The 23,212-nt window shown below is 60.3% G+C and carries 21 protein-coding genes and 4 tRNA genes; 10 read left to right on the top strand and 15 right to left on the bottom strand.

Going from position 1 to position 23,212, the window contains the following annotated elements:
* Positions 1–21: 21 nt before the first annotated feature.
* The 3 genes from OP496_RS04355 to OP496_RS04345 all read right to left on the bottom strand — a co-directional run bounded on the left by OP496_RS04355 (position 22) and on the right by OP496_RS04345 (position 4,903).
* Positions 22–921 carry a ketopantoate reductase family protein gene (locus tag OP496_RS04355; protein WP_280562258.1) on the bottom strand — a complete coding sequence of 300 codons (900 nt, stop codon included), beginning with the start codon at positions 919–921 and terminating at the stop codon, positions 22–24.
* A complete protein-coding gene (locus tag OP496_RS04350; protein ID WP_280562257.1) occupies positions 921–2,885 on the bottom strand; it encodes a DNA topoisomerase III in 1,965 nt (654 codons plus the stop codon). The genes OP496_RS04355 and OP496_RS04350 overlap by 1 nt, the downstream gene beginning before the upstream one ends.
* A gap of 101 nt (positions 2,886–2,986) precedes the next feature.
* The gene (locus OP496_RS04345; protein WP_280562256.1) at positions 2,987–4,903 is read right to left on the bottom strand and encodes a hypothetical protein; all 1,917 of its coding nucleotides are present in this window, start codon (positions 4,901–4,903) and stop codon (positions 2,987–2,989) included.
* Positions 4,904–5,041: 138 nt separating this feature from the next.
* Between OP496_RS04345 and OP496_RS04340 the strand changes: the two genes are divergently transcribed.
* Positions 5,042–6,847: an SEC-C domain-containing protein gene (locus tag OP496_RS04340; RefSeq protein ID WP_280562255.1), complete on the top strand. Its 1,806-nt coding sequence runs from the start codon at positions 5,042–5,044 to the stop codon at positions 6,845–6,847.
* A gap of 39 nt (positions 6,848–6,886) precedes the next feature.
* On the opposite strand, the gene OP496_RS04335 is transcribed toward OP496_RS04340, so the two are convergent.
* Positions 6,887–8,224, bottom strand: coding sequence for an AmpG family muropeptide MFS transporter (locus OP496_RS04335; RefSeq protein WP_280562254.1), 1,338 nt, complete (start codon positions 8,222–8,224; stop codon positions 6,887–6,889).
* Between the two features lie 160 nt (positions 8,225–8,384).
* On the opposite strand from OP496_RS04335, the gene rfaH reads away from it, so the two are divergent.
* Positions 8,385–8,933, top strand: coding sequence for a transcription/translation regulatory transformer protein RfaH (gene rfaH, locus OP496_RS04330; RefSeq protein WP_280562253.1), 549 nt, complete (start codon positions 8,385–8,387; stop codon positions 8,931–8,933).
* Positions 8,934–8,968: 35 nt separating this feature from the next.
* Complete coding sequence (locus OP496_RS04325) at positions 8,969–9,475, top strand: peptidylprolyl isomerase (protein WP_280562252.1); 507 nt, start codon at positions 8,969–8,971, stop codon at positions 9,473–9,475.
* A gap of 68 nt (positions 9,476–9,543) precedes the next feature.
* Here OP496_RS04325 and OP496_RS04320 read toward each other — a convergent pair whose 3' ends face one another.
* The 3 genes from OP496_RS04320 to OP496_RS04310 form a co-directional block, all read right to left on the bottom strand.
* Positions 9,544–11,265: a proline--tRNA ligase gene (locus OP496_RS04320; protein ID WP_280562251.1), complete on the bottom strand. Its 1,722-nt coding sequence runs from the start codon at positions 11,263–11,265 to the stop codon at positions 9,544–9,546.
* A gap of 109 nt (positions 11,266–11,374) precedes the next feature.
* Complete coding sequence (locus OP496_RS04315; protein WP_280562250.1) at positions 11,375–11,545, bottom strand: hypothetical protein; 171 nt, start codon at positions 11,543–11,545, stop codon at positions 11,375–11,377.
* Positions 11,545–12,138, bottom strand: a complete 594-nt coding sequence (locus OP496_RS04310) for a GNAT family N-acetyltransferase (protein ID WP_280562249.1) — start codon at positions 12,136–12,138, stop codon at positions 11,545–11,547. The genes OP496_RS04315 and OP496_RS04310 overlap by 1 nt, the downstream gene beginning before the upstream one ends.
* 234 nt (positions 12,139–12,372) lie before the next feature.
* On the opposite strand from OP496_RS04310, the gene OP496_RS04305 reads away from it, so the two are divergent.
* Positions 12,373–12,783 (top strand): hypothetical protein, encoded by a 411-nt coding sequence (locus OP496_RS04305; protein ID WP_280562385.1) that lies wholly within the window; start codon positions 12,373–12,375, stop codon positions 12,781–12,783.
* Positions 12,784–13,066: 283 nt separating this feature from the next.
* Entirely contained in the window at positions 13,067–13,783 is a 717-nt protein-coding gene (locus tag OP496_RS04300; RefSeq protein ID WP_280562248.1) for a helix-turn-helix domain-containing protein, read from the top strand.
* 89 nt (positions 13,784–13,872) lie between these two features.
* Here OP496_RS04300 and OP496_RS04295 read toward each other — a convergent pair.
* The 6 genes from OP496_RS04295 to uvrY all read right to left on the bottom strand — a co-directional run bounded on the left by OP496_RS04295 (position 13,873) and on the right by uvrY (position 17,503).
* Positions 13,873–13,959, bottom strand: a tRNA-Leu gene (locus OP496_RS04295).
* Between the two features lie 34 nt (positions 13,960–13,993).
* Positions 13,994–14,067 (bottom strand) — tRNA-Cys (locus tag OP496_RS04290).
* Positions 14,068–14,182: 115 nt separating this feature from the next.
* Positions 14,183–14,257: transfer RNA gene (locus OP496_RS04285), tRNA-Gly, on the bottom strand.
* Positions 14,258–14,334: 77 nt separating this feature from the next.
* Complete coding sequence (pgsA, locus tag OP496_RS04280) at positions 14,335–14,883, bottom strand: CDP-diacylglycerol--glycerol-3-phosphate 3-phosphatidyltransferase (RefSeq protein ID WP_280562247.1); 549 nt, start codon at positions 14,881–14,883, stop codon at positions 14,335–14,337.
* 64 nt (positions 14,884–14,947) lie between these two features.
* The gene (gene uvrC, locus OP496_RS04275) at positions 14,948–16,762 is read right to left on the bottom strand and encodes an excinuclease ABC subunit UvrC (protein WP_280562246.1); all 1,815 of its coding nucleotides are present in this window, start codon (positions 16,760–16,762) and stop codon (positions 14,948–14,950) included.
* A gap of 96 nt (positions 16,763–16,858) precedes the next feature.
* The gene (uvrY, locus tag OP496_RS04270; protein ID WP_280562245.1) at positions 16,859–17,503 is read right to left on the bottom strand and encodes a UvrY/SirA/GacA family response regulator transcription factor; all 645 of its coding nucleotides are present in this window, start codon (positions 17,501–17,503) and stop codon (positions 16,859–16,861) included.
* 311 nt (positions 17,504–17,814) lie between these two features.
* On the opposite strand from uvrY, the gene OP496_RS04265 reads away from it, so the two are divergent.
* Positions 17,815–17,890 (top strand) — tRNA-Ala (locus OP496_RS04265).
* Between the two features lie 259 nt (positions 17,891–18,149).
* Here the strand turns inward: OP496_RS04265 and argF are convergent.
* Positions 18,150–19,070: an ornithine carbamoyltransferase gene (argF, locus tag OP496_RS04260; RefSeq protein WP_280562244.1), complete on the bottom strand. Its 921-nt coding sequence runs from the start codon at positions 19,068–19,070 to the stop codon at positions 18,150–18,152.
* Between the two features lie 354 nt (positions 19,071–19,424).
* On the opposite strand from argF, the gene grxD reads away from it, so the two are divergent.
* Entirely contained in the window at positions 19,425–19,763 is a 339-nt protein-coding gene (grxD, locus tag OP496_RS04255; protein WP_280562242.1) for a Grx4 family monothiol glutaredoxin, read from the top strand.
* A 112-nt stretch (positions 19,764–19,875) separates the two neighbouring features.
* Here grxD and rnt read toward each other — a convergent pair whose 3' ends face one another.
* Complete coding sequence (gene rnt / locus OP496_RS04250; protein WP_280562239.1) at positions 19,876–20,541, bottom strand: ribonuclease T; 666 nt, start codon at positions 20,539–20,541, stop codon at positions 19,876–19,878.
* A 210-nt stretch (positions 20,542–20,751) separates the two neighbouring features.
* Between rnt and OP496_RS04245 the strand changes: the two genes are divergently transcribed.
* The 3 genes from OP496_RS04245 to OP496_RS04235 all read left to right on the top strand — a co-directional run bounded on the left by OP496_RS04245 (position 20,752) and on the right by OP496_RS04235 (position 23,205).
* The gene (locus OP496_RS04245; protein WP_280562238.1) at positions 20,752–21,972 is read left to right on the top strand and encodes an argininosuccinate synthase; all 1,221 of its coding nucleotides are present in this window, start codon (positions 20,752–20,754) and stop codon (positions 21,970–21,972) included.
* A gap of 69 nt (positions 21,973–22,041) precedes the next feature.
* Complete coding sequence (locus OP496_RS04240; protein ID WP_280562237.1) at positions 22,042–22,332, top strand: HlyU family transcriptional regulator; 291 nt, start codon at positions 22,042–22,044, stop codon at positions 22,330–22,332.
* 198 nt (positions 22,333–22,530) lie between these two features.
* Entirely contained in the window at positions 22,531–23,205 is a 675-nt protein-coding gene (locus OP496_RS04235; protein ID WP_280562236.1) for a glutathione S-transferase, read from the top strand.
* The last annotated feature ends 7 nt before the right edge of the window (positions 23,206–23,212 follow it).

Here is a 23,212-nt window from a genome sequence, read left to right as displayed (position 1 = left end):
CGCTCGTCGTGGTCCGGGCCTTCATGATGGGGTGTCATGATACAGCGTCTCGAGTGTCGGCGCGGTGCATCGTTGGCGCTTGGCGATGGCCAGCAACGGCCCCAGTATGGCCTCGCGCTCGGTCGGTCTGCCGGCGAGGACATCTTGCAGCATCGAGGCGCGGTTATTGGCCGTGGCCCCGATGACCTCCCAGACGAGCGTATGCCAGCCTGCTGGTGGCGGAACGACGCCTTCACCCTCGAGCAAGGGGCCGATCTCGTTGATGATGCTGTCGACCATGCGGCGAAAAGGCTGATCGCGCAACTGGCCGTTACGAATCCGATAGCGGGCTACGAGTGGGTTGATCGCGGCATTGATGGCGAGCTTGTGCCACAGGCGCTGGACGATCGCGACATCGTGATAGGCACTGAATCCTGCCTGATTGAGCCAATACACGCTGTCACGCGCCAGGATAGGCCAGGTGTTGTCGATATCGCCGATCCAGGTGGTGCCCGTACCGGCATGTACGACACCCGTTTCGCCCTCGACATAGGCGCCTTCGGTGGTGCTCGCGCAGAGCACCGGGCCGGCCCAGATCTTCGCTAACCGAGGCTGTATGCTGAAGCCGTTCTGCAATGACAGCAGAGGCGTTTGGGGATCGACATGGCCTGCGAGTTCTTCGACGGCCGTCAGGGTGGCATAGCTTTTGGTGGCGAGCACGACCAGCGCAGGGCGAGCATGTGTGTGCAATGCCAGGGTGGCGAGAGTGGTGCGCGCCACATCTACGTCATGGATCTCGCCGCAAGGGGCGTGATAGCGGAGCGGGCCGTCGTCAGGGCGACGGCCGATCAAGTGTAGCGATAGTGTGGTCGTCAAGCGGGCGCCGAAGAGTCGCCCCAGCGCGCCGGCACCGAGAATCCACCACGTAGGCGATGTGCGCATCAGGTATCGCCTTTTTTCGTGGTGGCTTTTCGAGGCGTGGTGCGTTTTCGGGTGCGCCGCTGCGTGGTCGACGGTTTGTCGCTTGCGCTGCGCCTGGCGTTGCGGCGCTTACCCCGTGATGGTGCGGTGGGCTCGGCGCCACCCGGCGTGGCCAGGGCCTGGCGCATGCGCTCGGTATCCGCCTGGCTCAGTAGTTGGCGAACATCGCCCACCAGAGTGTCGAGGAACGCGGTGGCGTCGGCATTGCCCTCGGCGATCTCGGCCAGGCGCTGTTCCCAGAGAGCGGTGCGCTCGGGGCGCGTGGCGGTATCCGGCAAGGCCTGAATCAATGCGCGTCCGGTGCGTGTGGCACGCAGTGTGCCTTGCTGACGGATCACGTAGCCGCGCGTGATGAGCGTCTCCAGAATACTGGCGCGTGTCGCCTCGGTGCCTAGACCGTCGGTGTCGCGCAGGGTACGACGCACCGCGTCATCATCGACGTAGCGGGCGATGTTCATCATCGCCTTGATCAGGCTGGCGTCGGAGAACGGCTCCGGCGGGCGTGTCTGACGATCCTCCACCGCGCACGCCTGGATCCGAGCGGTTTCGCCTTCGCGCAACGTGGGCAGCACCGGTGCTTCATCGCGCGTGGTGAATAGCGGTTTCCACCCGGGCACGAGTATCTCGCGGCCTTGGGCGCGAAAGCACTCCTCGAGGATCGAGAACTCGGCCTTGACGTCGCGCGTTTCCAGCGGCGGGTAGAATTGCGCCAGCACGTTGCGGGCGATCAGCCGGAAAACGTTGGCCTCATCATTGGATAAGCGGGCCGCGTCGAAAGGGCGGCCGGTGGGCGCCAGCGCGTGGTGGGCGCCGACCTGCTTGTCGTTCCAGGCGCGTGAGCGGCGTTTGAAGTCCGCGCCGCGCAGCCAGCCGGTGAGGATTTCGTCAGAGGCGCAGGCCTTGGAGAGTGTCTGTTTCGCCGTGGCGAAATGGCCTTCGGGCAGGTAGCGACAGTCGGAACGTGGATAGGTGATGAGCTGATGACGCTCGTAGAGCGTCTGGCAGATATCCAGTACACGCTTGGCCGGTAGCTTGTAACGGCGTGCGGCATCGACCTGTAACGACGACAGCGAATACGGCAGCGGTGCTGTCTGGGATTTCTTCTTGCTTTGCAGGGCGCTGAGGTGCCCTTCGGCGCTGGGCAGGCGTGCCGCCAACGCCTCGGCGGGCGAGCGCGCCAACAGTCGCCCTTGATCGTCGAGCGGATGCGGCGGCTGCGGTTGCCACCAGGCACGTAGCGCGCCGTGCTCGACGACCAGATCCGCCCACAGCGTATAAAAGGGGCGCGAGACGAAGCGCTCGATCTCCAGATCGCGGCGCACGATGAGTCCCAAGACCGGCGTCTGTACGCGCCCCACCGAGAGTACGCCCGAGTAACCGGCTTGGCGACCGGTCAAGGTCCAGGCGCGCGACAGGTTGATGCCATACAGCCAGTCGGCGCGTGAGCGTGCTTCGGCAGCCGCGAAAAGTGACTGATAGCGTGCGTTGTCCTCGAGGCGTTGCAGTGCCTGCTTTACGGCGGGGCGGTTGAGGTCGCTGATCAACAATCGCGACATCGGGTCACGCCAGCCGAGGCGTTCGATGACCTGCTGTACCAGCAATTGGCCCTCGCGGTCCGGATCGCCGGCATGCACCACGCTATCGGCGCGCTTGAGAAGTTTGCGAATCACGGCCAACTGCGCACGAGCCTTGGCGCGCGGCATGAGTTGCCATTGCGTTGGCACGATGGGCAAATCGTCGAGGCGCCATTGCTGGTAGCGTGCGTCATAGGCGTCGGGGGGTGCCTGTTCGAGGAGATGCCCGACGCACCAACTGATGCAGGTCTCCCCGCATTCGAGGTATCCGTCCCGGCGTTGCGCCTTGGTAGGCAAGGCCTCGGCGATGGCGCGTGCCAGACTGGGCTTTTCGGCGACGATCAGGCGCATGACGTTAGGCTATCCAGCATGAACATGACGCTTATTCTGCCACGTTCGATCCGATGCGTGGGCCGAATCGACGCAGCGCGCAGCCAGTTTTCGGGCAGAGTCTAGCGGCGTCCGAAGAGACGCCGCGCACGCACCAGGGCGCGATACCAGTCGCGATGTGGCGTTCCCACGGCGGGCGGGCGATGACTGAGAAAGCTGATATTGCGGGCGTCGCGTCCCGTCAGGTTAATGTTGGAAAGCATCTGCAACGTGCTGTCACGGGCGCCATACTGGCGTTTGAGAAACTCGATGGCCGCCGGTTCGAGTTCCACGCGATAGTGACGCACCAATGCCAATGCTAACGACTCTGCCGCGCGTGACAGCTCGGTATCCACTTCGCGAACCATCGACGCGCCGAGCGCAGCCTTGGCAGCCGCCGACAGGTTGGGCTCGATCTGGCCAAAATCGGCGGCATTGGAGCTGTTGATGGCACGCTGCGTGGCGGGTTGCGAGAGTCCCACGTGAGGTTCGAGGGCGATGAATATCTCAATGGCCAAGCGCTTGGCGGCATCCACGCCGACACTGAGCTGGGTCTCACGGTGCGCGCCACGCCATACCTCGTGATGACGTGATGTGATGCCTGTCTGGCTCAAGTAGCGTGCGAGATGCTTGCAGACTCGTGCCTTGGCTTCGTCATCCAGGGCGATGGAGCGTTCACGGATACGTAGCCCCTGTCGCCCCGGCCCCAGGCGTAGACGCATCGTGTCGTCGGACAGGCTGGCGGTGATGCGCTCCCAACGTTCCACCGACTTGATCAATTGGGCATGACTACGGCCCACTTGCTCATAGGCGCTGGAAACGCTCTTGTAGAGTTGGATGGCATTGGCAAGGATGTCCGCCTTGGTGCGGAGCGCGCGCTTGCGTTCTTCTTGGCCGGCTTCCACGGCCTGGGCGAGATGCACGATCTGTTCGGCCAGCGCGTCCATCGCCTTTACCGAACGCTCGAGTAACAGTTCGGCACGCAGCCCCGAGGCACTGTCCTCGACCAGGGTACCGGATTGTTCGGCTAGATAGACGTTGAGCGCCTTGAGGCGCGAGAGGCCGGTCGCTTGCGCGATGCGCTGGCGTGCACGTGCCTCTTCCAGGTTGTCGAACGCCTGGGCGAGGCGCCAGCGTCCGCGATACTCGAACGAGAGCACCGGAATCTTGCGCCCGCTGATCAACTCGAAAGCAAGGATCAACATTTCCTCGACGTCCTGAAGCGTCATCAGCAGGTCGTTGTCCTGCTCGATGGCTGCCATGACGCGCTCGACGAAGTTTTCGTCGCGCGGTACGCCCTGATGGAGATCGGGGGCACGGCCTTCGAAGCGCTCACGCAGCAGGTGTGTGGCGATAGGTGCGGTGTCGTAGAGGGCGTTGAGTTGAGGTTCTACCGTGTCGCGGTATTGAGTGACGAGATCTCGGATGCGGGCGTGCAAGCCGACCCGGCGGTAGACGTCGATCTGGCCGATGAGACGTGCGCTTTCGCGGTCGTCGAGGAGTTCGATGGCCGCCAACTCGACGCCCTCTGGCGAGAGGTCATGCTTGCGTAGCAACATGGCGGCGGCTTCGCGGCGCCGGGCATCGCCCTCGTGGCTTTCGACGATCAAATCGCGCGTGACCAGTAGTAGCTCGGGCAAGGTCTTGATGACCTGCTCGATCTGCGCGGATGTCTTCTCGACCTTGCGTCCCTGAGTGAGCTGGTAGCCGAGATTGGCCAGAATCCCCGCAGCGCCGGTAATGACCGTGTACGAAATGAAGAAGACATAGTTTTCCGTGGTCGGTGCCTTGCCGTATCCCAGCAGATAGCCGCCCCAGGCGCCGAGCAGTGTCACCGGACCGGCTGTCCATAGGATCTGCATCAGATTGACTGACCAGGGCACCTTCTCGACGGCGGCGGTGATGCGCCGGATTTCGTGGCGTCCTTCGCGTTCGAGGCGAACCTGTGAGGTTTCTTGAGCGGGCGATGCTTTACGCTGAAACGGCAACGGCAGGAGCACGATGACATCCCTTACATGGCAGGGTTCGGACAAGCGGCGACAATACCCGAAAAGCCGCATGGGTGCACCAAGCGGTAGACGGATGAGGCTTGCTCGTCGGACATGCTAGAATAAAGCGATTTTTTCTGGAGGGTCGCGATGCTGGCCGCATGGGTGGAACAATTGCTGGGATACGCCAGCGGCGCGTTGAAGGCGATACGCGACAACGAGCACTATCCGGCGCTGATGATCTGGGCGCGTGACGAAGGAGTGGTACGTGTCGGCGGTGACCTGAGCATGGCACAGGCCTTGGCGCCCTTGTTGTGGAACGAGACGCCGCTGGTGCGGCTGGGTTTCGATCCCGAACCTTTGGCGTGGCCGGGGCGTAACGAGCTCTGCTGGTGCGATTCAGGGCGCAAGACCAAGCAATGCTGTGGTGCGGTGACACTGCCGGGGGCGGTTCCCTCGCACCTGATGTGGATGCTATCGCTCAAGGAATGGACGGGCGAGACACTCAAGGCGGCTCTGGGGAGCGGCAAAGCGCCGGATCAGGCACTGCTGGAAGCCGGTTTGATTGCCGCCGAAAGCGGTCAGCGCGGTCGTGCCCAGCAGATCCTCGAAAGCCTCTTCTCCAGCGAGCGTGACTGGTCGCGCTTGCCTGAGCAGGCCGAGCCGGCGTTTGAAATTCTCGTCGATCTCTATCAGTCGCGCGGTTTTCATCGCAAGCGAGCGGCGTTACTCGACGAGGTCCTGGAACGTGGCCCGACCTTCCTGCGCGGTGTGGCGCTCGAGCGCCTGTGCTTGATGCATCTCGACAGCGACGATCTGGCCAGTGCCCGGGAAGCCTTCGTGCGGGCCCAGCAGACGCTGCCCGATTCGCCGACGCTGGCCTATATCGAGTCTATGCTGTTGCTGCATGAAGGTCATCCCGAAGAAGCCCGAGCCCGGGCGCATTTCTGGTGGCGTCGTCTCTCCAAGCGTTCCGACCTCGAATCCGATCAGCTACAGTTCTTGGCCGACCTGGCCGCCAATCCCGAGGCGACCCTGGCCGAACAGATGATCAACTCCGAGGAGGATCTGGCTGAGCCGTTGGCGGCGCTTGCCGCCTTGCTCGATACCCTGGAGGCGCCGCCTCAGTTGCAATTGTCGCGCACGCCGGAGGGTTACGTGGAATATCATGCCACGGCCCGAGAGGATACCGCCTTCGCGGCGTGGTTCGAGTATTTCAAGGTAACCATCGACGAAGATGCTGCACTGAGTTTCGAGTCCGACCCCTGGGAAAACGCGGGAGAATGGCTGCCCGCCTTGTGTGCTCATCCCGAATGGCTGAGCTCGCCAGCGGTAATGCAATCGCTGAGCCTTGCGTTGACCAATCGTTTTGGAAGCCTGCCTTGGATGGCGGAGCGCTTCTTTGCGCCACTGGCGGCGAGGTTCGAGGCGTGGCTATCACAACTCGAGACGCAGCAAGGCCCTTTCGCCTGGGATGACGCCGACAATGCTACTTTGCTGCGCTGCGCCTTGGCGCTGATCGTGGGAATGGAACGCGGCGCGCGGACGCGTTCGCGGCATCTCGCCGAACGGGTGCTCAAGCTCGACGAAGAAGATGACCTGGGGTTGCGCGAGTTGGTGCTCGATCAGTTGCTGCGTGAGGGACGTGACGACGAGGCCGCCGAACTCAGCGGCGCGCACGATGAGGAAGAGATGATCGGCGTGACCATGGCGCGTGTGCTCGCCTTGTATCGTTTGGCGCGCCCTGACGAGGCTGACGAGGCGCTAGCCTTCGCCCAGCGGGCCAATCCCTATCTGGTGCCGATGCTGTGCGACGAGAAGCCGAAGCCGGTGGCGCTGGCCGTCGATGCGCCGGCGCCGGGAACGCGTGCCGAGGCGTGGCAGTATCGCCAGTTGATGCGCGATCAGTGGATGGCCACACCGGGGGCCATGGCATGGTTGGATCCCCATCGTTGAGATTCGTCATGCGTCAACGTGCCAGCGTCGGGGGCATGTTCAGCGCTGCGTACGAGCGAGCCAGAGCGCGAGTAGCACGGCGGGCACGCCTAGGGCTGCGCTGACGGTAAAGAAGCCCGTATACCCGACGCCATCCACTACCAGCCCCGAGAAGCCGCCGAGAAACTTGCCGGGTAGCGTCATCAGCGAGGAGAACAAGGCATACTGCGTTGCCGTGTAGGCACGTGACGTCAGACTCGAGAGAAAGGCGATAAAGACCGTGCTCGCCAGACCATTGGCGAGGTTGTCGCCCATGATGGTCATGACCAGCATGGGAAAGCTGTGCCCCGCGTTGGCCAAGGCCACGAACATCAGGTTGGTGAGGGCGGTCGCCAGGGCGCCTGCCACCAGCATTCGTCCCAGTCCAAAGCGCACTACCAATAGCCCGCCGGCCACACCGCCGAGAATGCTCATGGCGATGCCGAATACCTTGGTCACATTGGCAATCTCGGAGAGGCTAAAGCCCAGGTCGATGTAGAGCGGGTTGGCCATCGCGGCCATCGCCAAATCGCTGATACGGTAGAGACCGATGAACAGCAAGAACCACAAAGCCGTGCGTCCGTGGCGGGCGAAGAAATCGGTGAAAGGGCAGACGATGGCCCCGATGACCCAGGCGCCCAAGCGTCGCCGCCGTCGAGGCGCGTGCCGATGCTGGTACAAGAATGCGCGAACGCGTGGTTCGCTGGCGAGCTGGATGCCAAGCGTCGAGCGTTGCGGCTCCGGTCTCACCAGGGTGGTGATTATGCCGACCCCGACGAGTGCTGCCATGCACGCGTAGGCGGCATGCCAGGAGACCGCGTCGGCGATGTAAAGCGCCCCGGCGCCAGCGGCGAGCAGCCCGCCGCGATAGCCGATGATATAGGTCGAGGCCATGGCGGCCTGCACGCTTTCCTCGGCGGACTCGATGCGATAGGCATCGATGACGATATCCTGTGTCGCTGCGCCGAACGCGACCAGCAGAGATAGGCCAGCGATGGGGATGAGATGCGCGGGCGGCGAGAGAGCGGCCAGGCCCAGCAGTCCTGCGCTGATCGTCAACTGAGCGCCGAGCATCCAACTGCGGCGTTGGCCGAACCAGCGGCCCACGCCGGGCAGGGCGACACGGTCGACGACCGGTGCCCAGACGATCTTGATCGAATAGAGAATGCCGATCCATGAAAAGAATCCGATGGCGGCGACATCCACTCCGGCGTCGCGTAACCACGCCGTGAGCGTCGAGAACACCAGCAGGAACGGTAGGCCGGCGGCGAAGCCGAGAAATAGCATGGTGATGACCGGTGCCTGCAGATAAACCGCCAAGGCGTCGCGCCAGCGGCGGTGTGCGACATCGTGAGTCATCGGTTCCTCCCGTGAGCGAGCCGCCCGATGCGGCTCGGACATGAATCCGGCACAATGCTAGAATGCAACGTTTGCACGGCAACGGCCCCCGCGCCCCAGGCGCGTGGCTAGAATGCAGGTTGCGTACCGTGGCATACCCCGACGATGAAGGCCAGAGGACATGACCGATCAGCTCGATCCAAGCGCGTTCGACGACGCGGCCGCCTGCCCACGCTGGTATGTGGTGCAGTGCAAGGGCGGGGAGTCCTTTCGTGCCAGTGAACATTTGACCAATCAAGGCTATCGTGTCTTTCATCCGGTGCTCGAGGTACAGAAGAAGCGCCGCAACAAGCTGGTCTGGATCGCCGAACCCTTGTTTCCTCACTATTTGTTCATTCGTCTCGATCGGGTGGCCAGCAATTGGCGCCCCATACGATCCACGCGCGGCGTGTTGAGGCTGGTAGCGTTCGGCGACGAACCACTGCCCGTGCCGGACACGCTGGTCGAGATGCTGATCGCCCGTTCCCAGCGCGATGAGACGGAGCGTGAGGCGGGCAACGTCTACTTTCGTCCCGGTGAAATCGTCGAGATCACCGAAGGCCCCTTTCAGGCGCTCAAGGCCGTTTTCGAGGCCCAGAAGGGCGAAGAGCGCGCCATTGTCCTGCTCAGCATGCTGCATCATCAACAGCGCCTCGAGTTACCGGTGGGCGATCTACGCCGCACGACATGACACGCCGCTCAATGCTTTAAAGACCAGGAGTTTTCATGACTATCTCGCCGCAACATGTCGTTCGTCTGCATTATGTGCTGTACGACTCGGCCGGCCGTGTGCTCGACGACTCGCGTCGACGCGAGGAGTCGCTCGAATACTTGCATGGCCACGCCAATATCCTGCCAGGTCTGGAGGCGGCGTTGGAGGAGCTTTCCGGCGGCGATACCCGCGAGATCAACCTGACGCCCGAAGAGGCCTATGGGGCGCATGAGCCTGATCTCGTGCAGACGGTGGCGCGCACGGCCTTTCCCGGCGTCGAAGAGTTGTCACCGGGCATGCGGTTTCAGGCGCAGGGTCCCGATGGACCACGTACGGTGACCTTGATCGAGGCGGATGATACGCAGGTGACGGTAGATGCCAATCATCCGCTGGCGGGGCAGGACCTCGTGTTTCGTGTCGAAATTCTCGATGTCCGCCCGGCGAGGCGCGCTGAACTTGCCAAGGGCCACCCATTGGAGAACGACGTGACGGCATCCGAGGTCGAGGATCGCAAGCAATAGCGGCGCATCGAGGTGCGTTTGAGTGCATTAACGAGGGGCATGCCGCGCAGGGCAGGCCCCGGTATCGCTCAGGAGGTCAGGCGTTGACGCAGGAAATCGAGCATCGTGTCGGCGGGCACCATGGTGACCTCACTATCCCGGCGCCCCTTGTATTCCAGTTCGTCGTTATCGAGGCCGCGCTCACCGATCACGATGCGGTGCGGAATCCCAGTGAGCTCCTGGTCGGCGAATTTGACGCCAGGACGCAGGTCGCGATCATCGATCAGTACGTCGACGCCAGCATCGCTTAGTTGCTGATAAAGGGTTTCGGCATACTCGCGAACGCGCTCGGATTTATGCGCGTTCATGGGCACGAGCGTGACTTCGAACGGGGCGATGGCATTCGGCCAGATGATGCCTCCGGCATCGTGGCTCTGCTCGATAGCGGCGGCGACGACGCGGGTGATGCCAATGCCATAGCAGCCCATCAGCAGTGGAACTGCCTGGCCACTGTCGTCGAGCACGGTGGCATTCATCGCCGTGGAATATTTTGTACCTAGCTGAAAGACGTGGCCGACTTCGATGCCGCGTGCGATGGCCAGTGTGCCCTTGCCATCCGGCGAGGGATCACCCTCGACCACGTTGCGCAGGTCGGCCACCTTGGGCAGGGCGACGTCGCGTTCCCAGTTGATGCCGAAATAGTGCTGGCTGTCGGTGTTGGCGCCGGCACCGAAGTCGCTCATTAGCGCTACGCTACGGTCGATGATCAGCGGCATGTCCAGATTGACTGGTCCCAGTGACCCGGGGCCGGCGCCCACCGACTGGCGAATTTCCGCTTCATTGGCCATGGTCAGAGGCGCGGCAACCTCGGGCAGGTTCTCAGCCTTGACCTCGTTGAGTTCGTGATCGCCACGTACCAGCAGGGCGACCAGCCCTCCTTCGGCGGCGTGTACCATCAGTGTCTTGATAGTCTTCTCGATGGGCAGGCCATGCTGCTCCACCAAGGTGGCGATAGTGCGCGCATTGGGCGTATCGACCAGACGCAGTTCTTCCTGGGGCGCGGCGCGCTCGGGGGTATCCCCCAGCGGGGCGGGGAGCGCCTCGGCTTTCTCCATGTTGGCTGCGTAGTCGGACGATGTGGAAAAGACTACTGCGTCCTCGCCGGACTCGGCCAGCACCTGAAACTCGTGGGAGCCGGTGCCGCCGATGTCGCCGTTGTCGGCCTCCACGGCGCGGAAATCTAGCCCTAGGCGTGTGAAGATGCGCATGTAGGCGTCATACATCGCGTCGTAGGAACGCTGTAGACCGGCCTGGTCGATATCGAACGAGTAGGCATCCTTCATGATGAACTCGCGCGCGCGCATGACGCCGAAACGTGGACGCGTTTCGTCACGGAACTTGGTCTGGATCTGATAGAAGTTGGAAGGCAGCTGCTTGTAGGAGCGTATTTCGTTGCGCACCAGATCGGTGATCACTTCCTCGTGCGTCGGGCCATAGCAGAAATCGCGATCATGGCGGTCACGAATGCGCAGCAGCAGGTTGCCGTACTGGTCCCAGCGGCCGGATTCCTGCCACAATTCCGCCGGCTGTATTGCTGGCATCAGGACTTCCTGAGCGCCAGCGCGATTCATTTCCTCGCGCACGATGTTCTCGATCTTGCGAAGCGTGCGCAGCCCCAAGGGTAGCCAAGTATAGAGACCTGAGCTCAGGCGGCGAATCATGCCTGCACGCAGCATCAATTGATGGCTGACGATGTCGGCGTCGGCGGGAGTTTCCTTGAGGGTGGAGAGCAACAATTGACTGGCGCGCATGGACAAGCGGTTCCTTGGATTCGAGGCCTAACATCGCGTCGCCCTGAAGCGGCGCGGTAAATGGGACTATTGTACGGTCAAGGCGTAAACGCGGCAAAAGCGATACGACTCAACGCAGGTCATGGACGGTGATCGCCTGGGAGGCCGCCGCCTCTTGGCCTGGCCAGTTGGCGCGATTCTTGGCTTTGATGTCGCAGGGTGGCGATGTCCGCCAGGTCTCGTCTCGAAAAATGAGATATTGAGCGCTGGCGACCGTGACCGGTTGGCGGGCGTCGGGCATCAAGCCAAATCCTTGAGCCAGAAGACCATGCGTTTGTCGGTAGCCTGTTCGCTGTCCACGTCCTTCCAGGCAAAGTGCGTATAAAGGTCGGGTTGGCGCTGATAGCCGTGACGTTCCCAGAAAGGGGCCAAGGGCTGGTAATCCACCGGGCGACGTGGGTGAGATGGATCGCGTTCCACGGCGCAAAACGCCGCCACCTCGAAGCCGCGGGCGCGAGCATGTGACTCGCGTTCGTGTATGAAGGCCTTGCCGATGCCCTGGCCGCGATATTCTGGGATCAGTACCGACTCACCATAATAAAATATGCGCTCGGGATCAGGCCGCTGGCGTTCGAAGGGCGCGCGAAATTCCTCGCATTCGTCGGCCAGTGGTTGGCCAGTGGCCGCGCCGATCACGGTGTCGTCTGCGAAGGCCAGTACAAAAAGGCTGGCGGGATTGTCGGCGTAACGGGCCAGATAGCGTGCCTCGTATTCTGCATCGCCATCGTAAAGGTACGGGTAGTCACGAAACACATCAATGCGCAGTGTGGCGAGTGCCCCGAGGTGTGGTGTGATGTCTCGACCTTGACAGACCTTCAGCGTGACCGCTGTCATGACGTCTCCTGGTTGAAAGGCATCTCTGCTGTGCGTGCGGTTGCATCGACATGCGTGGAGGGCATGGGCGCAATTACCGCTCACACGTCATCGAGCTTTGCGATACCCTTATGCGTGTAATACTCAGCTTATGGGTGCCGTAGTCTTGGCCTTGAATAATGTATGTGAACAGGGTAAGAGGATAAAGTGATGAGTGCCATGAACGACCGGAAAGTCTTCCAGGTCCGCCGCTGGATGGTAGCACTGACCATCGTGGCCATTACCACGACGCTGGCAGGGTGCGGGACTGTGTTCTATCCCGAGCGTAAAGGGCAGCCTAGTGGGCGCGTCGATCCCGCAGTGGCGATCGCCGATGGTGTGGGCCTACTGTTTTATATCATCCCTGGCGTCATTGCCTACGCCATCGACTTTTCCAATGGCACGGTCTATCTGCCGAGTCGCGATACTGCGCAGGTGGATACGCTGCATTTCGAGGACGAGTTGGATACGCAAACGCTCGAGTCGGTGCTGGCAGAACGTACGGACGGGGCAGTGCGTCTAGACGATGAGCTCGTGCGCGTCGAACGGGTTTCTTCTCGAGATGAGGCGCTGGCACTGGTGCGCATGTCCGGCACTTACGATAAAGAACGCCTTGCCTCGATGTAAGGACTTTATTGGAGTATGAAGCATTCTAGTGTGAGCGGCCTCACATGACTTTGATGAGGGTCATGATACGAGGCAATTCGTGATTGGCATGAGAAAAACCAGACATGTAAACGCGAATATCAAACTGTTATCAAAAAGACTCTAACGCATACTGAAAACCCGATTCAGATGCAGGGAGCCTACGATGACATCACAATATAAAGCTTCTCGATTTGCGGCACCGTCCGAGCACCCGAGGCAAACCTACCGTTTGAGCAGCATGTGCTTGCCAGCGCCCTTGTCAGTGGGCGAGTTGGAAACGTTTAGTACGATCAGCCGTCAGGTGTCGCCTTTGAGAAAGCGCCAAACGCTATTCGCACAAGGCGAAGAGTTCAAGAGCCTGTATATCGTTCGCTGCGGAAGCTTGAAGCAAGTCTATCGAGATATCACCAATGAAGAGCACATTACCCAGTTTTATTTGCCGGGCGAAGTGGTGGGGCTTGATGCCATCAGTAGTGGTTTTCATCCGGGGGTGACGCAGGCGTTGGAAACGACATCCGTCTGCGAAATATTGCCTGAAGCGCTCGAAGAGCTTGCCCAAAAAAGACCGAATGAGCTGGGCATGAACGGTTGTTTTCTACGAGTGATGAGTCGCGCACTGCATCAGGAGCGCATGATGGTACGTCTATTTCTGAATAGAACGTCCGATATTCGTTTGGCCAGCTTTCTGCTTGCCTTGTCGACGCGCTTTCGGCAACAAGGTTACTCGCCGTTCAGCTTCCGTCTGTCCATGTCACGTAGTGATATCGGCAATTATCTGGGGCTGGCGGTTGAGACAGTGAGCCGTCTATTAGGACGTTTCCAGAACTTGGAATTGCTCACGGCAAAGGGGCGAGAAATCAGGATCGACGACTTGGAGGGCTTAATGGCATTGGCGGATGGGCATGGGCGTCAGTCCATCTGGCATGCCACGGTCTCATCGCCGAGTCCCGGCCACCTCGCTGGCATGCAGACGCACTGAGGTCGAGTGCCTGGTGGACACTTTATCGACACTTTAGAGGTCGTCGGTAAAAATGCTAGCAGGAGAGGGCGCCAAGTGCTTGATATTATTGGTGCCCGGAGCCGGACTTGAACCGGCACGGTGTTACCACCGAGAGATTTTAAGTCTCTTGCGTCTACCAATTTCGCCATCCGGGCTAACGGATACGGAAGGGGAACACCGCAGAAGAAATGGAGGCTGGAGTCGGAATCGAACCGGCGTTGACGGAGTTGCAGTCCGCTGCATCACCACTCTGCCATCCAGCCTTGTTGCACTCGTTCAAGAACGGTCAACGCTTGAGTTTGGAGCGGGAAACGAGATTCGACCGGGCTGGCGTTCCAGCTTGCGACCCTCATTAGCCGTTCCAATACTTCTGAGTTCTGGAGCGGGAAACGAGATTCGAACTCGCGACCCTCGCCTTGGCAAGGCGATGCTCTACCGCTGAGCTATTCCCGCCGAACTCGAGGACGTATTATAGAGATAAGTCTGTGAATGTCAAACGTTTATGTGCCTCTTCGAAGTAAGAATAATGCTCACATGGAGCGCGTCAATTCCGGCCATGCTGCGCGCAGGTACTGGAACATCGACCACAGCGTCAACGCGGCGGCGACATAAAGCAGAACGACGCCCAGGTCGGCGATCATCGAGCCAGGTGCGAAGCCGAGCAACAGCAACAGCGAAACCATCTGTAGGGTGGTTTTTAGTTTTCCTACCCACGAAACAGAGACGCTACCGCGCTTACCGAGCTCCGCCATCCATTCCCGTAACGCCGAGATGACGATCTCCCGACCGATGATGACCAGGCCCGGTAGTGTCAGCCACACGGCGTCGAAACGTTCGATCAGGAGCGCGAGGGCGACAGCAACCATGAGCTTGTCCGCTACTGGGTCGAGAAAGGCGCCGAAGGGAGTGCTCTGATTCCAGCGACGAGCCAGGTAACCGTCGAGCCAGTCGGTCACAGCAGCGAGCCCGAACAACCCCGCGCACAGGAGCATGCTCCAGGCATAAGGGAGGTAGAAGGCGATCACCAGCAAAGGAATGAACACGATTCGAGCAAGCGTCAATAAATTGGGGATGTTCATCGAGCGATGTAAGTCCTGACTGGTGAATGAGATCGTCGTGCTATTGTATCTTTCAGCTCATGGCTCATCCATGCAATGCCTGATGAATGGTCGTGGCCATTTGGGCGCTGACGCCGGGCACGCGTGCCAGTTCATCGCGGCTGGCCTGACGGACACCCTGAAGCCCGCCGAAGAAGCGTAACAACTCCCGGCGGCGTTTGGGGCCGACGCCGGGAATGTCTTGCAGAGTCGAGGTGCGACGCTGCTTGTCGCGCTGCTGGCGATGCCCGGTCACCGCAAAGCGGTGCGCCTCGTCGCGGATATGCTGGATCAGATGCAATCCGGGGGAGGCGCTGTCGAGCGATAAGGCATTGTCGACGGTTTCCAGGAACAACGTCTCGAGCCCAGGCTTACGTGTCGTCCCCTTGGCGACGCCGAGCAGATGCGTGTTCATGATGCCGACATCTTCGAGCACCTCGCGCGCCATGTTGAGCTGCCCCTTGCCACCATCGACGATAAGCACGTCGGGGAGCTTGCTTTCGTCCTGCATCAGGCGTTTGTAACGGCGTGTCAGCGCTTGGCGCATGGCCGCGTAATCGTCGCCCGCCGCTACGCCTTCAATATTGAAACGCCGATAATCGGACTTGACCGGCCCGTCCTGATCGAAAACTACACAGGAGGCAACCGTCGCTTCGCCGTGGCTATGGCTGATGTCGAAACACTCCAGGCGCGTCGGGGGCTCCTGCAGGTCGAGCGCCTCGCGCAAGGCGTCGAAGCGTTTGGCTAGCTGCGAGCGATTGGCCAACTGGCTGGTAAGGTGCTGTTCGGCGTTGGTGCCGGCCAGACGCAGCCATTGGGCGCGATGGCCGCGTACCTGATGTGCCACACGGATGCGTTTGCCGGCACGTTCGGAGAGTGCGGCCTGGATGACATCGGCATCCACGAGCGGCAGGGCCGTGATGATCTCGCTGGGAATGTCGCGATCATGGCCCAGGTAATAATGGCTGATGAACGCGCCCAGGAGTTCTTCCGCCGTCAGGTCCAGACCATTTTGCGGCATATGGTGATGCGCCCCGAGCATGCGTCCGCCTCGTACGCTCAGCGTGCTGATGCAGACGCCGCCCGGGCGTTCGGCGAGAGCAAAGATATCGGCATCGCCGTCGCCGGTATCGACGATCTGACGCTCCTGCAGGCGGCGCAGTTGCTGAATCTGATCGCGAAGACGTCCCGCTTCCTCGAAGTCCAGCGCCTGACTGGCCGCTTCCATGTCTTGGGTGAGTTGCGCGGTCACCTGTTCGCTGCGTCCGTCCAGGGCCATGATGGCGTGGTCGATGTCGCGCTGGTATTCCTCGCGGCCGATATAGTCGACACAGGGCGCGCTGCAGCGCTGTATTTGGTATTGAAGACAAGGCCGGGTGCGGTGGGCGAAAACGCTGTCCTCACAATTGCGGATGCGAAATATCTTCTGCACCAACGCTAGACTCTCGCGAACGGCGGTCGAACTGGGGAAGGGGCCCAGGTAGCGACCGTCGCCGCGTTTCCCGCGCGCGCGTTTGAGCTCGAGTGCAGGATAAGGATGGCGATCCGAGACGAAGATGAACGGGTAGGATTTATCGTCGCGCAAGAGGATATTGTACGGCGGTCGTTGCTCCTTGATGAGCGTCTGCTCGAGCAACAGCGCCTCGGTCTCGGTACGCGTGATGGTGACCTGAATATCCGCGATGCGGCCGACCAGGGCTTGTGTCTTGGTATTGAGCGCACCGCGAAAATAGCTGGCGAGACGTGCCTTGAGCCGCTTGGCCTTGCCTACATACAAGATCTCTCCGTCGGTATCCAGCATGCGGTACACGCCGGGTGACTCGGAAACCGTCTTGAGGAAATGCTTGGCGTCGAAGCTCATGGGCGCGGGACATTCGTGGAGTCGATCATGTCCGCTAGTATATCAAAGGGAAAGGGTCGCCGGAGACCCGCGTCGAGACACCGGCGACACCCGGCCTCAGGAAGCTTCGTAGCCGTCTATCAAACCGTAACGCAGTCCCAGGTGGGTGAGTTCGACATCGGATTGCACATTAAGCTTTTCGAAAATGCGGTAACGATACGTGTTGACGGTCTTGGGACTCAGGAAAAGTCGGTCGGAGATATCGCTGACCTTATGGCAATTGACGATCATCATCGCCACCTGCAGCTCGCGATGTGAAAGCTGGTCGAAGGGGTTGTCCTGCGAGCCGATCTTGGACAGCACGACCTTCTGAGCAATATCCGGGCTGATGTAGCGCTGCCCCCCGAAGATAGCGCGGATCGCGCGAACCATTTCATTGAGCTCCGTGCCTTTGCTGATGAATCCGGCGGCACCGGCGTCCATAAAACGCTGGGCAAACGCTTCTTCGAGGAATGCTGTCACGATCACAACCTTGATATCCGACATGCCACGCATGATCTTGCGCGTGGCTTCGAGCCCGCCGATACCGGGCATGCGTATATCCATCAATACGATGTCGGGGCGCATTTCACGTGCCATGTTGACGGCTTCTTCGCCATCGACGGCTTCGGCAATAACGTGCAAATCGTCTTCGGAATCCAGCATTCGGGCAATGCTGGTACGAACTAGATGGTGATCATCAGCGACAAGAACCTTGATCAAGGGAACTCCTGCAATCAATCGCCGGTTAACGAAATAGTGGCCATAGCGATCTTATGTTTCGGCCGTTATGTAACGCTTCAGCTCAGTGTGCTATGCGGTATTCTCAATTAACTTAACAGTAATGCTGGCTTTATGCTGCCGTGGGTTTTGCACTTTCGCGCGCTGTGCGGCACCCGCGTTGAACGGCCCTGCGCCTGGTACGTACGCATTGACATGGGTTAATGGCAGACGTAGTATATCAGCATTCCAAGGTCGCTATCGCGGAAAAATCCCTTGGTAAATAAACGCATCGCCTAATGTGTTATCGATATGGGGCCTTAGCTCAGTTGGGAGAGCGCAACACTGGCAGTGTTGAGGTCAGCGGTTCGAACCCGCTAGGCTCCACCAGATTCGTTTGATATCAAGCCGCCGACGCATCGCGTCGGCGGCTTTTTTCGTATCTTGCGCAGCGTTGAACGATCACCGGCAATGTTTTCCCTCAGGGGCTGGCGGGGTGTCGGGTAAGATGGTGCCGTGGTAGTTAAGTTACAGGAAGGGCAGACCAGCGGGTGTGGTGTGCGAGACAAGTCGAGATGTCGCGGAAATCAAGGAGACGATGCCGTCCAGGCGGCATCGTTTCTTGCGATAGACGTGGCATATCGAGATGTTATTCCTCGACCTTGCCGAGCAGGAGGAATTCGATCAAGGCCTTCTGCGCGTGCAAGCGATTGCCGGCTTCCTGCCATACTACGGCACGCGGGTCGTCGAGCAGGGTGGTGCTGATTTCTTCGCCGCGATGCGCGGGCAGGCAATGTAGAAACAGTGCACTATCGGCGGCGCGGTCGAGCAATGCCTCGGTGACCTGAAAACCGGTGAAATCTTGCTCACGGTTGGCCTGCTCCTCTTCCTGGCCCATCGAGGCCCAGACGTCCGTGGTGATCAGCTCCGCGCCTTGGACTGCCTGCTGAGGGTCATGCAATATCTCCACGCGATCACCAGCGGCCGTTACGAGATCGGCGTCCGGTTCGTAGCCTGGCGGGCAGCAGACGCGCAGTTGGAAATCGAACTGTCGTGCGGCATTGACCCAAGAATGACACATGTTGTTGCCGTCACCGATCCAGACCGCGGTCTTGCCTTTCACTGACCCGCGACATTCAGTCCAGGTCATGATGTCGGCCAGCAACTGGCAAGGATGATAGTCGTCGGTCAGCGCATTGATGACTGGCACCTGGCTGGCGGTGGCATATTCTTTGAGCCCGGCATGCGAGAAGGTGCGGATCATGGCGATGTCCACCATTTCGGCGATTACGCGGGCGGTATCGCCGATCGGCTCGCCGCGCCCAAGTTGCGTATCGCGCGGCGAGAGGAAGAGCGCATGACCGCCGAAATGCGCCATGGCGGTTTCGAAGGAAACCCTTGTACGCGTCGAAGACTTCTCGAAGAACATCGCCAGGGTGCGGTTGGTGAAGGGCGTATAGGTCGGTCCTTGCGCCTTGAGACGGTTCTTGATCGTGATCGCGCGCTGAATGAGATGGCTAAGTTCCGCGGGTGACAGGTCGAGCAAGGTCAAGAAGTGGCGTGTGGCCATGGCGACGCTCCTTTCATATGTGGTCCACTTTCATATGTGATCCACTTGCATATGTGATCCACGGCATATCAGGGTGACGACGCCCACTGACGAAAGCGCGTGAGCGTAACATCCAAGACGCGCCCCGAGGCCCGACTTTCTGCGACACTCGGCTTTACCAGGGCGACATGCGGGCCGTGCGGAAAGTCGACCATCCTAGCCAGGCTGTCGAGAAGGCGCAATTGTCGATATCAAAAGTGTCGGCGTTACGAGGGCTGTTTTCGGCGCTCGCCATCAGTAGAATGGATCTACATTCACCCGACGTATTGCGGCGGTGCCGGCTAATGGCAAGCCGCCCCGCGTGAGGAAACTGAGATGAGCACGACTCTCGAGAACATCCAGCAGCAAATCGGCGAAAACACGATTCTGCTCTACATGAAAGGCACGCCCCAGCTGCCGCAGTGCGGCTTCTCCGCTCAGGCGGTACAGGCGGTCATGGCATGCGGTGAGCGTTTCGCTTTCGTCAACATTCTCGACAATCCGGACATCCGTACCGAATTGCCCAAATACGCCAACTGGCCGACCTTCCCGCAGTTGTGGGTCAACGGCGAACTGGTCGGCGGCTGCGACATTATCGTGGAGATGCACGAAAGCGGTGAGTTGGAGAAGCTGATCAAGGAAGCGGCGGCCAACGCCGAAACTGAACAGGAGTGAGGCATTGAGCTGGGCGTCCTTCCAAGGGAAGGCGCCGGCGCATCGAAAAGCCCTGCCGATGAACATTGGCAGGGCTTTCGTATGGGTGATAAACGCGTAATGACGTGCCGCGTCAGTCCTCGTCCATGCTTTGTTCCTTCTGGGCCAACTCCCAGCCGCCGAGATCCTTGTAGCGGTTGACCATGGAACAGAACAGCTCTGCGGTACGTTCGGTGTCGTAACGGGCTGAGTGCGCCGAGTCGTTATCGAACTGGATGCCCGCCGCGCGGCAGGCGCGTGCCAGTACGGTCTGGCCGTATATCAAGCCGCCGAGCGTGGCGGTATCGAAACACGAGAATGGGTGGAAAGGACTGCGCTTGATGCCGTTGCGCTCGATGGCGGCATTCAAGAAGCCCTGATCGAAAGCGGCATTATGGCCGACCAGAATGGCGCGAGTGCATTGATTGGCCTTGATCGCCTTGCGCACCGGCTTGAAGATTTCGCCCAGTGCGTCGTGCTCGTTCAATGCCACTTGCTGGCGCAGTGGGCTATCCAGGTCGATGCCGGTGAAGTCCAATGCGGCCTGCTCGATGTTGGCGCCGTCGAAGGGTTTGACGTGGAAGGCGTGCGTGTCATTAGGTATCAGGTTACCTTGCTCGTCCATGGTCAGGGTCACGGCGGCGATCTCGAGCAGGGCGTCACTCTGGGCATTGAAACCACCGGTTTCCAGATCGACGACGACAGGGAGAAAGCCTCGAAAACGTTGAGCCATCAAATCGCGTGCCTGGCCGTCGCTCATGCTTTTGCTCCCATCCCGATGCGGTCTCGATAGCGTCGCCACACCCGAGGCGGAGCGACAAAGTGGCAGCGAGTGTAGCATTTTCGCCCCTCGACGTCCCGCTACTCGGTGTTCGTCAGCTTCGCTCGGCGCTATAATCGGGTGACATTTTCTCGCTGTGTTCGCGCAGCCGAACCATTCGATCAATATTCATCTTTTCAGGAGTCCCGCATGTCCGATGTGAACAAGGTCGTCCTCGCCTATTCTGGCGGCCTGGATACGTCCGTCATCGTCAAGTGGTTGCAGGAAACCTACGATTGCGAGGTGGTGACTTTCACCGCCGACATCGGTCAGGGCGAAGAGGTCGAACCGGCGCGCACCAAGGCACAGGCGCTGGGCGTCAAGGAAATCTACATCGAGGATCTGCGCGAAGAGTTCGTGCGCGACTATGTCTATCCGATGTTCCGTGCCAACACGATCTACGAAGGCGAATATCTGCTGGGGACCTCCATCGCACGGCCGTTGATCGCCAAGCGTTTGATCGAGATCGCCAACGAGACCGGCGCCGATGCCATTTCCCACGGCGCCACCGGCAAGGGCAACGATCAGGTACGCTTCGAACTCGGCGCCTACGCGTTGAAGCCCGGCGTCCAGGTGATTGCCCCGTGGCGTGAGTGGGACCTCAACTCCCGCGAGAAGTTGATGGATTATTGCGAGAAGCACGACATTCCGGTCGACTTCTCCCAGAGCAAGAAGAAATCGCCGTACTCCATGGACGCCAACCTGCTGCATATTTCCTATGAAGGCGGCATTCTCGAGGATCCCTGGGCGGAAGCCGAAGAGGATATGTGGCGCTGGAGCGTGTCGCCGGAGGCCGCGCCGGAGACGCCGACCTATATCGAGCTGACCTTCGAAAAAGGCGATATCGTCGCCATCGACGGCGAGCCCCTCAAGCCCCACGAGGTGCTTTCCAAGCTCAACCAGCTCGGCGGCGACAACGGCATCGGGCGTCTGGATATCGTCGAAAACCGTTATGTGGGTATGAAGTCGCGTGGCTGCTACGAAACCCCGGGTGGCAACATCATGCTGCGCGCTCATCGTGCCATCGAGTCACTGACACTCGACCGCGAAGCCGCGCATCTGAAGGACGAGATGATGCCCAAGTACGCCGAGGTCATTTACAACGGCTACTGGTGGAGCCCGGAGCGCAAGATGCTGCAGGCGGCCATCGATGAGACGCAGGGCAACGTCAACGGCGTGGTACGCATGAAGCTTTACAAGGGCAGTGCCACCGTGGTCGGGCGCAAGTCCGAAGAGTCGCTGTTCGATGCGTCCATCGCGACCTTCGAGGACGATGCTGGCGCCTACGATCAAAAAGACGCCGAAGGCTTCATCAAGCTCAATGCCTTGCGTTTGCGCATCGCGGCAGCAAAAGGCCGCAATGCGAATTGATCCGCATTCATTCGCGTCGAACGTCTCCCGGGTGGTGGCGTTCAACGCATAGCACGCGCAGGAGGCTTTATGCTGAAACGACTCATCGAGGGCTTGTTTCGCAGCGGCGGTGTCAATGACGAGGAAATTCCCGCGACAGACTACGAAGGCTATCTGATCACGCCGGATCCGCAGGATGTCGGCGGTCAGTACCGAGTCAGCGGTTGGATTCGCAAGCCCGTCGAAGGCGGTGAGACGCGTGAGCACCGTTTCGAGCGTTCGGATATCGTCTCCAGCCGAGATGACTGTATCGAGTTGACGCTGCGCAAGGTACAGCGCTATATCGACGATGTCGGTGACGAGATGTTCGAGGATCGCTGAACGTCCCTAACTGGGCGCCCCCGGCTAGGCGCTCCCTTCCATCGCTATCGCGCATGCCAACGCCACTATCTTTGGAGCCATAACCTCTGGAGTAGTGGCGTTTTTTTATTGTCACGACGCCTCGCCTAGGGCAATGAGGAGCGGAACTCTCGCCGCTTAGAGCAGGCCCAACCTTTTATCATTCCGATGGAGCCGCGCATGATTACCGTGCATCACCTCGACAACTCCCGCTCGCTACGCATCGTCTGGCTGCTTGAAGCTTTGCAGCAAGAGTATGAGCTCGTGACCCACCATCGCGATCCGCAGACATTGCTGGCGCCGGAGAGTCTCAAACGTCTCCATCCGCTCGGCAAGGCACCGCTGATCGTAGATGAGGGGCTAACCGTGGCCGAGTCCGGGGCGATCATCGATTACCTGGTCGAACGTTACGACGAGGGCCGTCTGGCGCCGCCTGTAGGGACGCTTGAGCATCGCGACTACCGTTATTGGCTGCATTACGCCGAAGGTTCCGCGATGCCGCCGCTTGTGATGCATCTGGTCTTTTCGCGTTTGGGCAAGCCGCCGATGCCGGCGTTGATACGCCCGCTGTCGGGCAAGATAGGTCAAGGTGTGCAGGCCAAGTTCCTCGACCCCGAGATCGAGCGGCATCTGGCGTTCTGGGAGTCCACGCTCGCCGAGCATGCATGGTTCGCTGGTTCGGACTTCACGGCGGCAGATATTCAGATGAGTTTCCCCGTGTTGGCGGTCGAATCACGACGTGGCGTCAAGGATTTCCCCGCCATTGGCGACTGGTTGGCGCGGGTGCGCGCGCGGCCGGACTACCAGCGTGCTGTGGCGCAGACCGGTGATTTGAATCTGAGTGCAACACGTTAGAGGAGCG

This window comes from Chromohalobacter sp. 48-RD10 (assembly GCF_029889785.1).
Lineage (GTDB): Bacteria > Pseudomonadota > Gammaproteobacteria > Pseudomonadales > Halomonadaceae > Chromohalobacter.
The sequence above is the reverse complement of the archived record's forward strand: the minus strand, read 5'-3'. Positions and strand labels throughout refer to the sequence as shown.